At 41.6% G+C, this 16,454-nt stretch carries 13 protein-coding genes; 2 read left to right on the top strand and 11 right to left on the bottom strand.

The window, feature by feature from the left end:
- Positions 1–155 precede the first annotated feature (155 nt).
- The 11 genes from polA to AB2B49_RS00235 form a co-directional block, all read right to left on the bottom strand.
- A complete protein-coding gene (polA, locus tag AB2B49_RS00285) occupies positions 156–2,789 on the bottom strand; it encodes a DNA polymerase I (protein ID WP_049504533.1) in 2,634 nt (877 codons plus the stop codon).
- A gap of 129 nt (positions 2,790–2,918) precedes the next feature.
- Positions 2,919–5,795 (bottom strand): SIALI-17 repeat-containing surface protein, encoded by a 2,877-nt coding sequence (locus AB2B49_RS00280; protein WP_320691817.1) that lies wholly within the window; start codon positions 5,793–5,795, stop codon positions 2,919–2,921.
- Between the two features lie 115 nt (positions 5,796–5,910).
- Positions 5,911–7,032 (bottom strand): CHAP domain-containing protein, encoded by a 1,122-nt coding sequence (locus AB2B49_RS00275; protein ID WP_053091804.1) that lies wholly within the window; start codon positions 7,030–7,032, stop codon positions 5,911–5,913.
- A gap of 99 nt (positions 7,033–7,131) precedes the next feature.
- Positions 7,132–7,398, bottom strand: coding sequence for a Veg family protein (locus AB2B49_RS00270; RefSeq protein ID WP_001278165.1), 267 nt, complete (start codon positions 7,396–7,398; stop codon positions 7,132–7,134).
- A 1-nt stretch (position 7,399) separates the two neighbouring features.
- A complete protein-coding gene (dnaB, locus tag AB2B49_RS00265; protein ID WP_049505056.1) occupies positions 7,400–8,752 on the bottom strand; it encodes a replicative DNA helicase in 1,353 nt (450 codons plus the stop codon).
- Positions 8,753–8,795: 43 nt separating this feature from the next.
- Complete coding sequence (gene rplI / locus AB2B49_RS00260) at positions 8,796–9,248, bottom strand: 50S ribosomal protein L9 (RefSeq protein WP_000864211.1); 453 nt, start codon at positions 9,246–9,248, stop codon at positions 8,796–8,798.
- On the bottom strand, positions 9,245–11,218 hold the full coding sequence (locus tag AB2B49_RS00255) for a DHH family phosphoesterase (RefSeq protein WP_320691816.1): 1,974 nt from the start codon (positions 11,216–11,218) through the stop codon (positions 9,245–9,247). The genes rplI and AB2B49_RS00255 overlap by 4 nt, the downstream gene beginning before the upstream one ends.
- A 145-nt stretch (positions 11,219–11,363) precedes the next feature.
- Positions 11,364–12,542 carry an acetyl-CoA C-acetyltransferase gene (locus AB2B49_RS00250; protein WP_061421556.1) on the bottom strand — a complete coding sequence of 393 codons (1,179 nt, stop codon included), beginning with the start codon at positions 12,540–12,542 and terminating at the stop codon, positions 11,364–11,366.
- 81 nt (positions 12,543–12,623) lie between these two features.
- Positions 12,624–13,172: a ribosome hibernation-promoting factor, HPF/YfiA family gene (gene hpf, locus AB2B49_RS00245; protein WP_000599111.1), complete on the bottom strand. Its 549-nt coding sequence runs from the start codon at positions 13,170–13,172 to the stop codon at positions 12,624–12,626.
- A 79-nt stretch (positions 13,173–13,251) separates the two neighbouring features.
- Positions 13,252–13,914 (bottom strand): ComF family protein, encoded by a 663-nt coding sequence (locus AB2B49_RS00240; RefSeq protein ID WP_049505053.1) that lies wholly within the window; start codon positions 13,912–13,914, stop codon positions 13,252–13,254.
- Positions 13,911–15,209, bottom strand: coding sequence for an ATP-dependent helicase ComFA (locus AB2B49_RS00235; RefSeq protein ID WP_049505051.1), 1,299 nt, complete (start codon positions 15,207–15,209; stop codon positions 13,911–13,913). Before AB2B49_RS00235 ends, AB2B49_RS00240 begins: the two co-directional genes overlap by 4 nt.
- 56 nt (positions 15,210–15,265) lie before the next feature.
- Between AB2B49_RS00235 and AB2B49_RS00230 the strand changes: the two genes are divergently transcribed.
- Entirely contained in the window at positions 15,266–15,901 is a 636-nt protein-coding gene (locus tag AB2B49_RS00230; RefSeq protein ID WP_320691815.1) for a YigZ family protein, read from the top strand.
- Between the two features lie 15 nt (positions 15,902–15,916).
- Positions 15,917–16,360 (top strand): PH domain-containing protein, encoded by a 444-nt coding sequence (locus AB2B49_RS00225; RefSeq protein ID WP_049505048.1) that lies wholly within the window; start codon positions 15,917–15,919, stop codon positions 16,358–16,360.
- Positions 16,361–16,454 lie beyond the last annotated feature (94 nt).

The following is a 16,454-nucleotide window of genomic DNA, read 5'->3' as shown; positions in this document are numbered from 1 at the left end:
CGAAGTTTAACACTTCCTCTCAGACTGTACACAGACTCCCGTATCTTATATGGACATATAGTAACGCAAACACAAGGAAAAGTCAAGGAAACTGCTTACAGAAAATCATGAAAAAGAGTTTGAAGACAAATGCTTCAAACTCCATCATAGTTTTCTTATTTAGCCTCGTACCAGGTTGCCCCTTCATTCTCATCAGCAATGAGTGGGACACTGAGCTGGATGGCTTCTTCCATGGTTTGTCTCACTAGAGTTTTGACGGCTTCTAGTTCTGATTTTGGAACCTCAAGGACAATTTCATCGTGCACTTGCAAGAGCATCTTGGTCTGATAGCCACCTTCAACTAGAGCTTTGTCTAGCTGAATCATAGCAATCTTAAGAATATCTGCTGCTGAACCCTGGATAGGAGAGTTAATGGCAGTTCGCTCTGCAAAACCACGAATGTTGAAGTTACGCGAATTGATATCTGGCAGCTCTCGACGACGCTTGAAAAGGGTCTCTACATAGCCCTTATCACGCGCCTCACGAACGACTTCATCCATGTAATTTTTAATACCTGGGAAGCGTTCAAAGTAAGTGTCGATGTAGGCTTTTGCTTCCTTACGGCTGATACCCAGATTATTAGACAAACCAAAATCTGAAATCCCATAAACCACTCCAAAGTTTACCGCCTTGGCATTACGACGGTCGTTTGGAGTCACATCTTCAGGACGTTCAATGCCAAAGACCCGCATGGCCGTTGAAGTATGGATGTCAGCTCCTTCTTGGAAAGCCTTAATTAAGTGCTCATCTTTAGAAATATGAGCCAAAACGCGCAATTCAATCTGTGAATAGTCCGAACTAAGCAGGACACTATTCTCCCACTCAGGCACAAAAGCCTTACGAATGAGACGACCTTGTTCCAAACGAACAGGGATATTTTGCAAGTTGGGATCCACACTAGACAGACGCCCAGTCTGGGTCAAATCCTGCACATAGCGCGTATGAATCTTGCCATCCGCCAAAATCCAGTCCTGCAAACCAATCACATAAGTAGACTGAATCTTAGCAATCTGACGGTAGTCGAGAATTTTCTTAACGATCGGAGCAATAGGAGCCAGACGCTCCAAAACATCTACCGCTGTCGAGTATCCAGTCTTGGTTTTCTTAGTGTATTCTAGTGGAAGGCCGAGCTTTTCAAAGAGAAGCACGCCCAACTGTTTAGGCGAGTTGATATTAAACTCCTCACCAGCCAGTTCATAAATCTCTTGAGTGAGTTGCTCAATGACGACCTCATTTTCAGCCTGCATTTCAAGTAGGGTTTCTTTTTTGACCTTGATACCAGCGATTTCCATCTTGGCAAGGACAAAGGCCAGAGGTTGCTCCATGTCATAGAGGAGATCTAACTGTCCATGTTCACCGAGTTTTTCAAGTAAAACAGGTTCGGTCTCAACCAATACAGCAACCTTGCGAGCTAGGTGTTCCAAGAATTTTTCTCGTTCAGGAATTGCCTTCTTGACACCCTTACCATAGAAAGTCTCATCATCAACCAAATAAGTCTGACCATAGAGATTCGCAATGGTTGAAATTTCATTGTTCTCGACTGTTGAGAGTAAGTATTTTGCCAAGCGACTGTCAAAAGCAGGTGCTTGGAGATTCAAGCCCAAGCGATTTAAAAGAACCTTAGCTTTTTTAAAGTCATACACTTTCAGAGCTATTTTTTCTAGAAATTCCTTGAGAATTGGCTCCTGCAAGAGCTCAAGTTTATCTGTAGCGTAAAGTTTATCCCCACAGGACCAAGCAAAACCAACCAAGTCATCTGTATGGTAGTTTTCCCCAAAGAGTTCAAAGTGGAAGATAGAGTCTGTGCTCAGCATGTCTTGGCTGACGTGGTCAACGATAGTGAAATCCAAACTTTCAGGCGCATCCGTTGACGAAACATTCAAAGCTTGCTTGAGCTGTTTAAAGCCCATCTCATCGTAGAATTCTCCAAGATTTTCCACATCTGGACCACTATAGACCAAATCATCAAGGCCAATCTCAATTGGTGCCTGAGTCTCAATAGTCGCCAAAGTTTTAGACAGGAAGGCTTGTTCCTTGTCATTGATGAGATTTTCTTTCATCTTCGAAGCCTTTATGCCATCGATATTTTCATAAATACCTTCGAGCGAGCCGTGTTCTAGCAAGAGCTTGATACCCGTCTTTTCACCGATTTTCGTGACACCAGGGATATTATCAGACTTATCCCCCATAAGAGCCTTAAGATCAATAAACTGAGCTGGTGTGAGGCCCATCTTTTTCATGAGATAGTCCGGCGTAAAGGCCTCAAACTCAGCCACACCTTTCTTGGAAATCTCGACCACCGTATGCTCATCCGTCAACTGGATCAAATCCTTATCTCCGCTAACAATTGTCACATCAAAAGAATCCTTCTCAGCCAAACGGCCCAGAGTCCCGATGATATCATCTGCCTCATACTGGGGCAACTCGTAGTGTCGAATCCCAAGGTGGTCTAACAACTCACGAATGAAGGGAAATTGCTCACGAAACTCATCTGGAGTTTTAGCACGGCCACCCTTGTAGTCTGCATACATCTCTGTTCGGAAAGTCGTCTTGCCTGCATCAAAAGCTACCAAAACATGACTAGGCTCAACCCGCTCTAAGACATGATTCAACATGAGTTGAAAGCCATAGATTGCATTGGTATGAAGGCCATTAGCATTTTTAAAACGATCCAACTGCTGATAGAGCGCAAAAAAAGCTCGAAAGGCAACAGAAGATCCATCAATCAATAATAATTTTTTCTTGTCCATACATCCATTATAAAGGAAAGCGAGGAAAAATACCATCGGAAAGAGCTGAAAAACTTGGACTTATCACTATTTCACCATAAAAAAGAAAAGGACTATTCAAATCCTTTTCTTTTATTGATTTCATGCGATTTATTTATTCAATTTTCTCTTTGCAAATGGTAGCAAACCAAGAAGGAGACCAACAAATCCTAGCGATGCGACTGCTGAAGCATCTTGGCTTCCTGTATTTGGAAGGAATTGTTCATCCGTTGCTGCAGGCGCTTTGTAGGTACGATCTTGTTCAGTTCCGAGAGTAGGGCTTGTAGCCAAAGGAGCTACACTGCCAGTGTATTCTGGAACTTCATTTACTGCAGGTTCAATCTTTTCAGCATAGGCTGGAATAGTAGTCACTGCCGGAGCACCACTTTCTGCATAAACTGGAACATTTGCTACAGCTGGGGCGCCACTTTCTGCATAAGGCAGAGTGTTGTTTACTACTGGTGTACCACTTTCTCCGTAAGTTGGAACATTTGCTACGGCTGGGGCGCCACTTTCTGCATAGGCTGGAACACTCGCTACTGCCGGAGCACCGCTTTCTCCATAAACTGGAACATTCGCTACGGCTGGAGCGCCACTTTCGCCATAGGCTGGGAGTTCATTTACAGCAGCTTCTACCGCATTTACACCTTTGTTGTATTCTGGCAATTCTGCAGTCGCAGCTTCCACTGCGTTCACTCCACCTTTAAAGTCTTCAATTTCAAGAACAGCTGACATGACACTACTTAGAGTCTTAATAGCATCCTCATAGTCTGCTAAAGCTTGTTGCAATTCTTTTACTTGATCATTTTCAACACCATTTATTTTTGAAATAGAGATTTGTTCTTTAATTTTAATAACTTTTTTCTCTAATTTCAAAAGTTCTTGTTTCTTAGTATTTGTTTCTGGTCGCTTAGCTTCTTCTGCCTTCTTAGCCTCCTCGGCCTTCTTAGCTTCTTCTGCCTTCCTAGCTTCCTCTGCCTTCTTAGCGTCTTCTGCCTTCTTAGCTTCCTCTGCCTTCTTAGCGTCTTCTGCCTTCTTAGCTTCCTCTGCCTTCTTAGCGTCTTCTGCCTTCTTAGCTTCCTCTGCCTTCTTAGCGTCTTCTGCCTTCTTAGCTTCCTCTGCCTTCTGAGCTTCTTCTGCCTTCCTAGCTTCCTCTGCCTTCTTAGCTTCTTCCTCTTTCTTAGCTTCCTCGGCTGCTTCCTTGTCCGCTGCAGCGAGTGTAGCTTGGTCTTGGCTAGAAAGTTGAGATTGAGTCTTCGCTTCAGCTGGGGTTACCTGATCGCTCTCTTCTGCCAAGAAGTCAGCTAGCAAGTCTGAGGCGTCTAGCTCACCCTCTTCGATGGCTGTCAAGATAGCATCCTTGCCAATCACTTCTTTAGCTGCCTTAATGGCTGCTTCCTTATCAGTAATAGAGGCGTCTTTGTTGATGTCGTCGATGGTCGATTTTTCAATACCTTCAAGCGTTGAAAGCAATTCTGTTCGAACTTTTGCTGCTTCTTCCGCTGCTTCCTTGTCGGCTGTAGCGAGTTTAGATTGGTCTTGGCTTGAAAGTTGAGATTGAGTTTTTGCTTCGGCTCGTGTTACCTGATCGCTGTCTTCTGCCAAGAAATCTGCCAGTAAGTCGGACGCTTCGATATCTCCATCTTCGATAGCTTTCAAGATAGCATCCTTGCCAATCACTTCTTTAGCTGCCTTGATGGCTGCTTCCTTATCAGTGATAGTGGCATCCTTGTTGATATCATCGATGGTTGATTTTTCGATGCCTTCAAGAGTTGAAAGTAATTCGCTGTGAGCTTTGTCTTCCGCAGCTTGCTTAGCTTCTTCCTCTTTCTTGGCTTCCTCAGCTGCTTCCTTGTCCGCTGTAGCCAGTTTAGCTTGGTCTTGGCTTGAAAGCTGTGATTGAGTCTTCGATTCAGCTGGGCTTACCTGATCACTATCCTCTGCCAAGAAGTCTGCTAACAAGTCTGAGGCGTCTAGCTCACCCTCTTCGATGGCTTTCAAGATAGCGTCCTTGCCAATCACTTCTTTAGCCGCCTTGATTGCTGCTTCCTTATCAGTGATAGTGGCATCTTTGTTGATGTCGTCGATTGTCTCTCTTTCAATTTTTTCTAGGGTAGCGATTAAATCTGAGCGAACTTTAGCTGCATCAACCTGAGCCTCTTTATCAGCTTCGTCTAACTTAGCTTGGTCTTCATCTGTGAATTCTGATACAGGTTCAACTACTGTTTTGTGCTCGCTCGTATCTGCTGGCCAGTCTACAATAACATCACCAATCTCCAAATCCTCATCTGCGATAGCCTTCAAAAGGTCTTCTTTACCGATCTCTTCTTTGGCTTCTTTGATGGCCGTTTCTTTATCGGTGATTGAAGCGTCTTTTTTAATATCTTCAATTACAGCATTTTCAAGAGATTCTAGGGCTTGAACTAGAGCATCCGTCGCTTGAGACACTTGTTCTTTAGCATCTTTTTCAGCCTGGTCTAGTAGAGCCTTCTCCTCAGTAGATAATTTTTTATTAGTTTGAGCTTCAGGACCTGTTACCACAGCCTTATCTTCTGCACCTTCTGGCAATTCAGCGATGATATTATCTAGGCTGAGCTCTCCAGACTCAAGAGTGTCTGAAATATACATCTTACCGATATATTCCTTCACAGCTTCAGTTGCAGCCTCTTTGTCCTCAATTGCTTCCTTATCCTCAATATCACTAATAGCCTGTTCCTCAAGTTCATCCAAAGCCTTCATCAACTCTTCTTTGGTCATCTTAGCTGGATTTGTCGCACCAGGATTAGCTGGACTAGCGTTTTCTGATCCCTTTTCAGTTTGAGCACCGCTCTCCCCTTCTGTTCCAGCTTGTGGTTGTGCAGGAGCAACTGCCTGCTCTTCTGCTTTCCCTTCATCTGCCTTAACTACTGAAGGCTGTGAAACGAGTACACTAGCACCCAATACAGCTGCACTTGCTAAACTTGTTAAAATAACTTTCTTCTTGTCCATTAGATGATGCCCCTTTTTAGTTTTCGATGTTATTATATTATATTCCTTAACGAACGTCAACTAGTTTGTTATAGCTTTTAAAATTTTATGAACAAGAAGAAAGCCTGTATGATGTTTAAGAGACACTTCCTATTCTTGCCCCATCACTGTTGAGTCTATAGCCATCAATAATCGTATTAACAGCTAAGGCTCCCGAAGCATCAACATAGTAATGTTTATCCGAGACTTGGAACCATTGACTAGCTTTCATCCGGCCAGATTCCTCTAAATAATACCAAGTTCCCTTATCTTTAAGCCATCCCGTCTGCATCTCACCCGAAGCCTTTAGATAATACCAGTGAGAGCCATCCTTAATCCAGCCAGTTGACATGGCCCCATTTTCTTTTAAATGATACCAATTGCCATTAACTTTTTTCCATCCTGTTGCTAGCTTACCATTCTCTTGGTAATACCAACTCCCTCCTTCTTTTTTCCAGCCTTTCTCTGTATTGCTTAACTTTTCATACTTCACATATCTTCTAGAACCGCTATAAGACAAATAACCGAGCCACTTATAACCGTCCTGTTCAAGAACTTGATCATAACTCACACTCTCACCAGCATAATAGTAGTCAATAACCTGTCCTGTGCTTGATGGGTGGTCCATAATAGGCGATTTCTCCGTGAATACCATTGTCCCACTAGACGGAAGCTCTGAGCTACGAGCATTCTCACCCGCACTATGGCTAGTAGATAAATCCTTGAAATGAATAAAACCTGTCATCGAACTAGCCTTGACTTTTCGACGGTTATACTTTTCTCGAACCCCATAGTTATACTCTTCGATTTCAATCGTATCCCCTGATACATTTGATACCCAGGCCACGTGCCCATAATATCCTTCTGTCGACCAAGCAATAGCCCCAACTTCTGGCTTAGTATCCACACGGTAGCCTTCTCGCCTTGCACGATGTCCCCATTCATTCGCATTTCCGTAGGCAGGAGGAATCTCAAAGCCATTTACACTACTCAAACGAAAGGCCGCAAAAGAGGTACACTGGCGAGAATACATCCGCCACTGATCGATTTCAACACTACCATTTTTGTAGTGAAGCGGATAGTCATCTCCACGCGCTACACTGTCGGCTTGAACCGATTCCCCACCAAACAAAAAGGTACTTGTAACAAACAAAGCAGCCAGCCCTACACTCAACTGAGTACATCTACTCTTCTTAACTCCTGATTTAAAAAACGTCATTCATTCTCCTTAATAATATAAATTTCCGAGGTTACCCTCGTTTATACTATTCGGGAGAAAAAGAAAAAAGTGAGCAAAGCTCACTTCATTTTAGGATTCTTAGTCTAGATAGCGAATCAAGTTCTTTTCTGTCAAGATATCTGAGTAGGTGAAGGATTCAACATAGACATTGGCTTGTTTGTCTCCTTCAACATCCCCAAATTCAACGATAAATAGAGATGGATAAACCTCAATTAGCTTACCTAATCTATTTTTTTGGCGCTTACGGCCATTTTCCAAAGTCATTTCAACGACTTGTCCCTCATGTGCCTTGATCTCTTCTTTGATTTTTTTCATCTTGGCTACATCCGTAAATGCATCTGACATTTTATGCCTCCCTCTTTGAGATACTTGAAAATTTATTGTATTCTTTTTGGAAAATCAATTCCACCGTTCCACGAGCTCCACTACGGTTTTTCTCGATGATAACCTCAACCTTGTTATTTGGAATTCCTTCCTCTTCTTCACCCGCACGATCGTAGTAGTCGTCACGGTATAGAAAGGCTACGATATCCGCATCCTGCTCGATAGAACCCGATTCACGAATATCAGACAAGACTGGTCTCTTATCCTGACGCTGTTCCACTCCACGAGATAGCTGACTAAGAGCAATGACTGGAACCTTTAATTCCTTGGCTAGAATTTTCAACTGACGAGAAATTTCAGAGACTTCTTGTTGGCGGTTCTCACGACCAGTACCTGTGATAAGCTGTAGGTAGTCGATCAAAATCAAGCCTAGATTGCCTGTTTCTTGAGCCAGTTTACGTGAACGCGAACGAATTTCCGTGATTCGAATCCCTGGCGTATCATCGATATAGATACTCGCGTTGGCTAGGTTCCCTTGAGCAATGGTATACTTTTGCCACTCCTCATCAGTCAATTGACCTGTACGGATAGAATGAGACTCCACCAAACCTTCTGCTGCCAACATACGGTCTACTAGGCTTTCTGCACCCATTTCCAGTGAAAAGATGGCTACCGTCTTGTCCAACTTGGTACCGATGTTCTGAGCAATGTTCAAAGCAAAGGCCGTCTTACCAACCGCTGGTCGCGCCGCTAGTATAATTAGTTCCTCCTCATGGAGACCTGTCGTCATATGGTCCAAATCACGATAGCCCGTTGCAATACCAGTGATATCCGTTGTTTGTTGTGACCGAACTTCTAGGTTCCCAAAGTTGATATTTAAAATATCTCGGATGTTCTTGAATTCACTACGATTGGCGTTTTCGCTAACATCAATGAGTCCCTTTTCAGCCTGAGCGATGATTTCATCTGCAGGCTTAGAAGCCTCATAAGCTTGGTTGACAGACTCTGTCAATTTGGAAATCAAGCGACGTAGCATAGCCTTTTCCGCCACAATTTTAGCATAATACTCCGCATTGGCTGAAGTTGGTACAGAGTTGACAATTTCAACAAGATAGGACAATCCACCAATATTTTGCAGATCGCCTTGGCTATCCAAAATCGTCCGAACTGTTGTCGCATCAATCGCTTCTCCACGATCCGACAAGTCTACCATCGCTTGGAAAATCAACCGATGAGCATACTTAAAGAAGTCGCGAGAATCAATGTATTCTCGGACAAAAACGAGCTTACTCTCATCTATAAAAATAGCCCCCAGAACAGATTGTTCTGCTAAAATATCCTGAGGTTGAACTCGCAGTTCCTCTACTTCTGCCATCCGACTTTCCTTCCTTTTACAATCTTGTCAAGAAGTTGTAAACTTAACCTTCTTTTACACGAAGATTGATGACACTTGTAACATCTTGATAGATCTTCACTGGTACATCAATCAAACCTACTGCTCGAATTGGTGCTTGCACTTGAATATTGCGTTTGTCAATCTTGATACCAAATTGCTTTTGCAATTCTTCTGCAATTTTCTTGTTAGTGATGGAACCAAATGTACGGCCATCTGGCCCAACCTTTTCAACAAACTCTACAACTGTTTCTTCTGCCTCAAGCTTAGCCTTGATGGCTTTTGCTTCAGCAATCATTTCAGCATGAGCCTTTTCTTCTGATTTTTGTTTTCCACGCAACTCACCCACTGCTTGAGCAGTTGCTTCCTTGGCCAGATTCTTTTTAATCAGGAAGTTTTGAGCATAGCCAGTTGGCACTTCCTTAATTTCACCTTTTTTTCCTTTTCCTTTGACATCTGCTAAAAAGATTACTTTCATTCTTCTTTCTCCTTTTCCTTTAGTTCTTCCAGGATTAGTTGGGTCAATTTTTCTCCTGCTTCCGACAAACTCATATCCTCGATTTGCGCAACTGCTAGATTAAAGTGACCTCCACCACCCAGCTCTTCCATAATGCGTTGCACATTGATTTTACTACGACTTCGAGCCGAGATAGAGATAAATCCTTGTGTATTTTTTGCCAGAACGAAACTAGCCTCAATACCAGACATAGCCAGCATAGCATCGGCAGCCTTACTGATAACAACTGTGTCATAAGTCATTGAGCCCTTAGCTTGGGCAATCAAGATATCTGAACCTAACTTACGACCTTGTAAAATGAGTTCATTTACCTCACGGTACTCTTCAAAATCTGTCGCAGCAATCTCCTGGATAGCAATACTGTCACTTCCCCGTGTTCTCAGATAGCTAGCCACATCAAAGGTTCGGCTCGTCACGCGAGATGTGAAATTCTTGGTATCCAGCATCATACCAGCCATCAAAACACTAGCCTGCATACGACTCAAACGATTCTTCTTGGAATTTTGGAACTGAATCAATTCTGTGACCAACTCACTGGCACTACTTGCCCCACTTTCAATATAGGTGATGACTGCATTCTCAGGGAAATCCTGATCACGTCGATGATGGTCAATGACAATGGTTTGCGTGAATAGATCATAAAAACCTTTGGACAAGGTCAAAGCTGTCTTCGAATGATCTACTAGAATCAACAAAGAGCGCTTTGTAACTAGCCTCATCGCATCAGACAGAGGCAAGAGCTTGGTGACACCCTCTTTTTCCAAGAAGTTAATAGCCCGCTCGATATCTGGCGACATTTGATCTGAATCGTAGACTGCATAACTGTCTTCTGTAATATTGCTCGCAAACAACTGCATACCAACCGCTGAGCCCAAAGCATCCATATCTAGATTCTTGTGACCAACTACAAAGACTTGATCTACACTTCGAATTTTATCTGAAATAGCTGTCATCATGGCTCTAGTACGTGTTCTTGTTCTCTTAACAGAGGCTGCGGAACCACCACCAAAATAGACTGGGTTCTTGGTTTCATCATTTTCCTTGACAACTACCTGGTCACCACCACGAACCTCGGCTAGGTTCAAGTTTAGGAGAGCAACTTTTCCTATCTCATCATGATTTCCATCACCATAAGAAAATCCCATACTTAAAGTCAAGGGCAATTGTCTCTGTTTCGACTCTTCGCGGAAAACATCAATGACAGAGAACTTATCATTCATCAATTCCTCAAGCACGGTATAATCAGTAAATAGATAAAACCGATCCATCCCCACTCGCCGAGAAAACATGGCATACTTCTCCGCAAACTCCGATACAAAGTTGGCCACAAAACTATTGATATGACTGATATCCGAATCCGAAGTTGCATCTTCTAGATCATCGTAGTTATCGACCGAGATGACCCCAATCACTGGTCGACTCGTTACCAATTCAACAGTTGCTTCATATTCCCCTGAAACGTCAAAGAAATACAGGACACCCGAAGCCTTGTCCATATGAACGGCATAGCGTGTTTCCCCCAAGGTAGCGTAAGAACCTGGGTTCCCCACCGAAGCTTTGATGATGGTTTGAATCAATTCAACATCAATTTCGCCTTCTTCAGTAGTCAAAATCAACTCAGCATAAGGATTAAACCATTCCACTTCGCCAGTAGATAGGTCTAATTTCAGAACACCAACCGGCATTTGTTCGAGCAGCGTGTTTAAACTATCTTCAGCTTGATGATTTACGTATTGGATTTGTTCAATTTCGCTCTTTTCATACTGTTTTTTTTGCCAGACAAATAAAAGCAGATAAAGAAGTACAAATAAAAACAAGACACTGATTGTTACAGCAAGATTATGTGAAAAAATAATCAGCAAAGTTAAGATTCCGAAAGTTGCAAGTCCTAGCAAGACCGCAGAAAACGGGATTAAATTATTTTTTTTCATTCTAAACCTCTTGCGCATTATTATATCATAAAAACCCTTAAAAAGCGACCTTTTAAAAGATGCAAGCCCTTCATTTCTCTAACCTCAGACACAAAAAGAGGAGGGAATCATCACCCTCCTACCCACGTGTTCAGATCACTAACACCTAACGTTCAACGATGAGGGCTGTTCCCATCCCTCCTCCGATACAGAGAGTAGCTAAACCAGTTTTAGCATCACGTTTCATCATCTCATGTACCAGCGTTACTAGGATACGGCAACCGGAAGCCCCAATTGGGTGACCAAGAGCAATGGCGCCACCATTGACATTGACAATATCAGTATTGAAACCAAGTGTTTTCCCTACCGCACAAGCCTGAGCAGCAAAGGCTTCATTTGACTCGATCAAGTCAAAATCATCAACTGTCAAATTACCTTTTTCAAGAGCTTTACGGGTCGCATAAATCGGCCCACATCCCATCATCTTAGGATCCAAACCTACACTTGCATACGAACGAATGCGGACAATCACTGGCAATCCTAATTCTTTAGCTTTTTCAGCACTCATGATTAAGACAGCTGCTGCCCCGTCATTGATACCGGAAGCATTTCCCGCTGTGACAGAACCGTCTTTTTTGAAAACAGGACCTAGCTTAGATAAACTCTCCAAGCTAGTATCTTTTCTAGGATATTCATCTGTATCAAAAACGATCGAATCGCCTTTGCGTTGAGGAATGACAACTGGCACAATCTCTTCTTTAAAGCGTCCAGATTCTATAGCCGCCACTGCTCGTTTTTGTGACTCTAAAGCAAGAGCATCTTGCTCTTCTCGACTGATGCCATATTCTTCAGCCACACTCTCAGCTGTAATCCCCATATGGTATTCGTTAAAGGCATCAGACAAACCGTCCTTAATCATGGTATCTACCACTTTCGAATCGCCCATACGGCCGCCCCAACGGAAACTTGGCAAAACGTATGGAGCCTGACTCATGTTTTCTGCACCACCAGCTACGATAATATCTGCATCGCCACATCGAATCGCTTGAGCAGCCAACTGCACGGCCTTCAAACCGGAACCACAAACCTTGTTGATAGTAAAGGCTGGTGTAAATTCAGGTAGTCCTGCATGAACGCTCATTTGACGAGCTACGTTTTGCCCTAAACCTGCGCCTAGGACATTCCCCATAATTACTTCGTCTACCTGCTCTGGCTTGACATTGGCTTTTTCCAAAACACTTTTAATAACCAAAGCTCCCAAATCAACAGCTGAAACATTCTTTAAACTTCCTCCAAAGGAGCCTATTGGAGTTCGCACTGCTGAAACAATCACCACGTCTTTCATAACTGTCCCCATTTATACCTTTTATAATGATGCAATACAAAAGTGGTTTACACTGGTGTAAACCACTTTAAAAATTCTATTTTATGATTCTTTCACTTCTAACAAACCGACTTCACCATCTTCACGGCGATACAAAACATTAGTTGTTTGATCTTCCACATCTACATAGATAAAGAAATCATGTCCCAATAAATCCATTTGGAGAAGGGCTTCTTCTAAATCCATTGGCTTCAAATCAATTTGTTTTGAGCGAACGACTTTTGGTTGCACAACATTTGCATCTTCAACTAGAGCATCTGTAAAGAGTTGACTTGTCGCAACTTTATTTTTATTCTTACGTTCGATTTTAGTTTTATTTTTACGAATCTGACGTTCAATTTTATCTGTTACAAGATCGATAGAACCATACATATCTTGAGAAATATCTTCAGCACGAAGAGTGATAGATCCAAGTGGAATTGTTACCTCAACCTTTGCTGTTTTTTCACGGTAAACTTTCAAGTTCACACGTGCATCCAACTCCTGCTCAGGTTGGAAATACTTTTCGATCTTTTCGAGTTTAGAAACTACATAATCACGAATTGCTTCTGTTACTTCTAGGTTTTCACCACGGATACTATATTTAATCATATAAGTACCTTCTTTCTAAACATTTTTGTTTTTCTAACTATATTATAACGCTTTCATTTTCATTTTGCAAATTTTTTCCTCATCTTACAAGGGAAAAAGTTTTAACTTCCAAAGCACCTGCTTCTGCCAAAAGTCGTTTCACACGATTCACAGTTGCCCCTGTTGTATAGATGTCATCAATCAGCAAAATCTTCTTAGGAAGTGAGTTTCCATCTTTAATAAAAAATGGAATTTCAGTAGCCAACCTTTCTAAACGGCTTTTAGAAGAACTAGCACTCTCTTCTCTTTTTCCTAATATATCTTTAAAAGAAAAGCCTGCTGCCTCAACCAAACCCTCGACTTGGTTAAACCCCCTCTCAAGCAATCTTTCAGGGCTTAGGGGAATTACAACAAATTGATAACCTCTATACTTTTTCAGTTCCTCAGCAAGAACGGAAGCAAAAACCTTTCTAAGCAAAAAATCACCATCAAACTTATATCTACTGAAAAAGTCTTTCATAGCTTGATTATAGGTAAAGATTGCTTTATGATCAACTCGAATTCCTTCTTTACACCAAAGTTTACAATCTTGACAATTAGTTGACAGTCCTGTTTTCATACAGTTTGGACAATATTTCTCACCAATCTTCTCAAAACTAGAAGCACAATCTGAACAAAGATAACTGCAGTCGTGCTTCAAAAGGAAGAGACTACCAAAAGTTAACTCACTTTTTGTAGTCTGACCACATAGTAAACAGTTCATAATCCCGCCTCCTTGTTCATCTTCTTGATTTCCTTGATTGCCTTTTTGATGGAAGCATTTAATCCATCATGAAAGAAGAGCAACTCACCAGTTGGTCTGTCCATACTGCGTCCAACTCGCCCTCCAATCTGAATCAAGCTAGACTTGGTAAAGAGTCGATGATTAGCTTCTACTACGAAAACATCCACACAAGGGAAGGTAACCCCGCGTTCCAAGATTGTCGTACTGATCAGTATTGTTAGTTCTCCATCTCGAAAAGCTTGCACCTGCTCTAATCGGTCTTCTGTCACAGAAGACACAAAGCCGATATTCTCATTCGGGTACTGCTCCTTCAAGATTTCTTTTAGTTTTTCGCCTTTCTTAATCTCTGATGCAAAAATCAGCAGTGGATAACCTGTTCTTCTCTGTTTCTCAATGTAGGTCTTTAACTTGGACGACAACTGACTTTTCTCTAAACAGTGATTAAAATCCGATAACCATACTGGTTTAGGAATAATCAAAGGATTTCCATGAAACCGTCTCGGCAAGCTTAATCGTTTTAATTCTCCTGTGCGAACCTTCCTATCTAACTCATCTGTAGAAGTTGCTGTAAGGAATATCCTCAATCCATCCTCCTTTACACTATTCTTTACAGCATAGTAAAGCATAGTGTTGTCAACATAAGGAAAGGCATCTACCTCATCCACTATCAACAAATCAAAAGCATGATAAAATTTTAATAACTGATGAGTTGTTGCAATTACTAAGGGAGTTCGAAAATAGGGCTCTGATTCGCCATGGAGTAGCGCTATATCACAAGCAAAGTCATTCTGCAGTCGCTTATACAGTTCTAAACACACATCAATTCGAGGACTGGCCAAACAAACTGCACCACCATCATCAATCACTTTAGCCACAACTTGATAAATCATCTCTGTCTTTCCAGCTCCTGTCACAGCGTGAACCAAGGTTGGCTCTTGCTTGTCTACCGCCTGAAGCAGTCCCTCTGACACTTTTTCTTGAAAAGGTGTTAACTGACCACGCCATTTGAGGACGTCTTGCTTAGGAAAATCCTCTTGAGGAAAATAGTATAAAGCTTGATCACTCCTGACTCTCTTCATCAGTAAACACTCCCTACAATAGTAAGCGCCGATAGGCAAATACCATTCTTCTAGAATCAAACTATTACAACGTTGACAAAACAGTTTCCCCTTCTCTTTTCTCATTGCTGGCAGTCTCACTGCTTCCTGTCGTTCTTCTTCCGTTAATTCTTTCTCAGTAAACAAGCGACCGAGATAATTTGGATTTACTTTCATACTTTAATATTCGTAAAAATATAGCGCTTTAGGTAATTTTTTAGTACAATTAAATCATGGAATTTAGAACAATTAAAGAGGATGGGCAGGTCCAAGATGAAATCAAAAAATCACGCTTTATCTGTCATGCCAAGCGTGTCTATAGTGAAGAAGAAGCTCGTGACTTTATCACTGCTATCAAAAAAGAACACTACAAAGCCACCCATAACTGCTCTGCTTTTATTCTAGGGGAACGCAGTGAAATCAAGCGTACGAGTGATGATGGGGAGCCTAGTGGTACTGCTGGAGTCCCTATGCTGGGTGTCTTAGAAAATCATAATCTTACCAATGTCTGCGTAGTAGTTACTCGTTACTTTGGTGGAATTAAGTTAGGCGCTGGAGGTTTGATTCGTGCTTACGCAGGTAGTGTGGCCTTGGCTGTCAAAGAAATTGGCATTATTGAAATCAAAGAGCAGGCTGGCATAGCCATTCAGATGTCTTACGCTCAGTATCAAGAATATGGCAATTTCCTTAGAGAACATCATCTCATGGAGCTGGATACAAACTTTACAGATCAAATTGCTACAATGATTTATGTTGATAAGGAAGAGAAAGAAAATATTAAGTCTGCTCTTGTAGAGTTTTTTAATGGAAAGGTTACTTTAACAGATCAAGGTTTACGAGAAGTTGAAGTTCCTGTAAACTTAGTGTAAATAAAGGAGAAATACATGGTGTTTGGAAAATTTATTCAAGGACTTGCTGGTAACTTCAGCGAGGAAAACAAAGAGACTCTTATCAAAGAATATGGACAATATCTACTAGAGAATGAAGAAATTCAAAGTGGATATAAACTTATTCGCGATTCAATCATCTTTACAAATATCCGTATTATTTTTACAGATAAGCAAGGTGCCACTGGTCGCAAGGTGTCTGTTAAGTCACTCTTTTTGATGAACATTGTAAACGTTGAAATGGAAACTGCTGGAGCAGGTATAGATGATAGTGAGATTACGATCACTTATTTAGAAAATGTCTTTCTAAAAGCACATAATGAGCATCTGAGTTTCCATAAATTTGAATTCCCTAAAAAAACGGACATCCTTCCACTTTACACCTATTTATTAGAATTGGCTTATCACAATCGATTGAAAATTAATGGCTTAGACCTTTGATATAAAAAAATCCTATCGCTTCGATAGGATTTCTATATTTTACAAATAGCCTAGAGCACGTTATACTAGTATCATCTTATACAAAGAGGTATAT

Origin of the sequence: Streptococcus jiangnanensis (genome assembly GCF_040888325.1) — a bacterium.
Lineage (GTDB): Bacteria > Bacillota > Bacilli > Lactobacillales > Streptococcaceae > Streptococcus > Streptococcus jiangnanensis.
This window is presented reverse-complemented; position numbering and strand designations above follow the sequence as displayed.

Bases quoted from the DNA above. Each gene is read 5' to 3' on its own strand.
- rplI (WP_000864211.1), bottom strand. From the start codon at position 9,248: ATGAAAGTAATCTTTTTAGCAGATGTCAAAGGAAAAGGAAAAAAAGGT.
- dnaB (WP_049505056.1), bottom strand. From the start codon at position 8,752: ATGGCAGAAGTAGAGGAACTGCGAGTTCAACCTCAGGATATTTTAGCA.
- AB2B49_RS00250 (WP_061421556.1), bottom strand. From the start codon at position 12,542: ATGAAAGACGTGGTGATTGTTTCAGCAGTGCGAACTCCAATAGGCTCC.
- AB2B49_RS00270 (WP_001278165.1), bottom strand. From the start codon at position 7,398: ATGTCAGATGCATTTACGGATGTAGCCAAGATGAAAAAAATCAAAGAA.
- AB2B49_RS00230 (WP_320691815.1), top strand. From the start codon at position 15,266: ATGGAATTTAGAACAATTAAAGAGGATGGGCAGGTCCAAGATGAAATC.
- AB2B49_RS00255 (WP_320691816.1), bottom strand. From the start codon at position 11,218: ATGAAAAAAAATAATTTAATCCCGTTTTCTGCGGTCTTGCTAGGACTT.
- hpf (WP_000599111.1), bottom strand. From the start codon at position 13,172: ATGATTAAATATAGTATCCGTGGTGAAAACCTAGAAGTAACAGAAGCA.
- AB2B49_RS00275 (WP_053091804.1), bottom strand. From the start codon at position 7,032: ATGACGTTTTTTAAATCAGGAGTTAAGAAGAGTAGATGTACTCAGTTG.
- polA (WP_049504533.1), bottom strand. From the start codon at position 2,789: ATGGACAAGAAAAAATTATTATTGATTGATGGATCTTCTGTTGCCTTT.
- AB2B49_RS00240 (WP_049505053.1), bottom strand. From the start codon at position 13,914: ATGAACTGTTTACTATGTGGTCAGACTACAAAAAGTGAGTTAACTTTT.
- AB2B49_RS00280 (WP_320691817.1), bottom strand. From the start codon at position 5,795: ATGGACAAGAAGAAAGTTATTTTAACAAGTTTAGCAAGTGCAGCTGTA.
- AB2B49_RS00225 (WP_049505048.1), top strand. From the start codon at position 15,917: ATGGTGTTTGGAAAATTTATTCAAGGACTTGCTGGTAACTTCAGCGAG.
- AB2B49_RS00235 (WP_049505051.1), bottom strand. From the start codon at position 15,209: ATGAAAGTAAATCCAAATTATCTCGGTCGCTTGTTTACTGAGAAAGAA.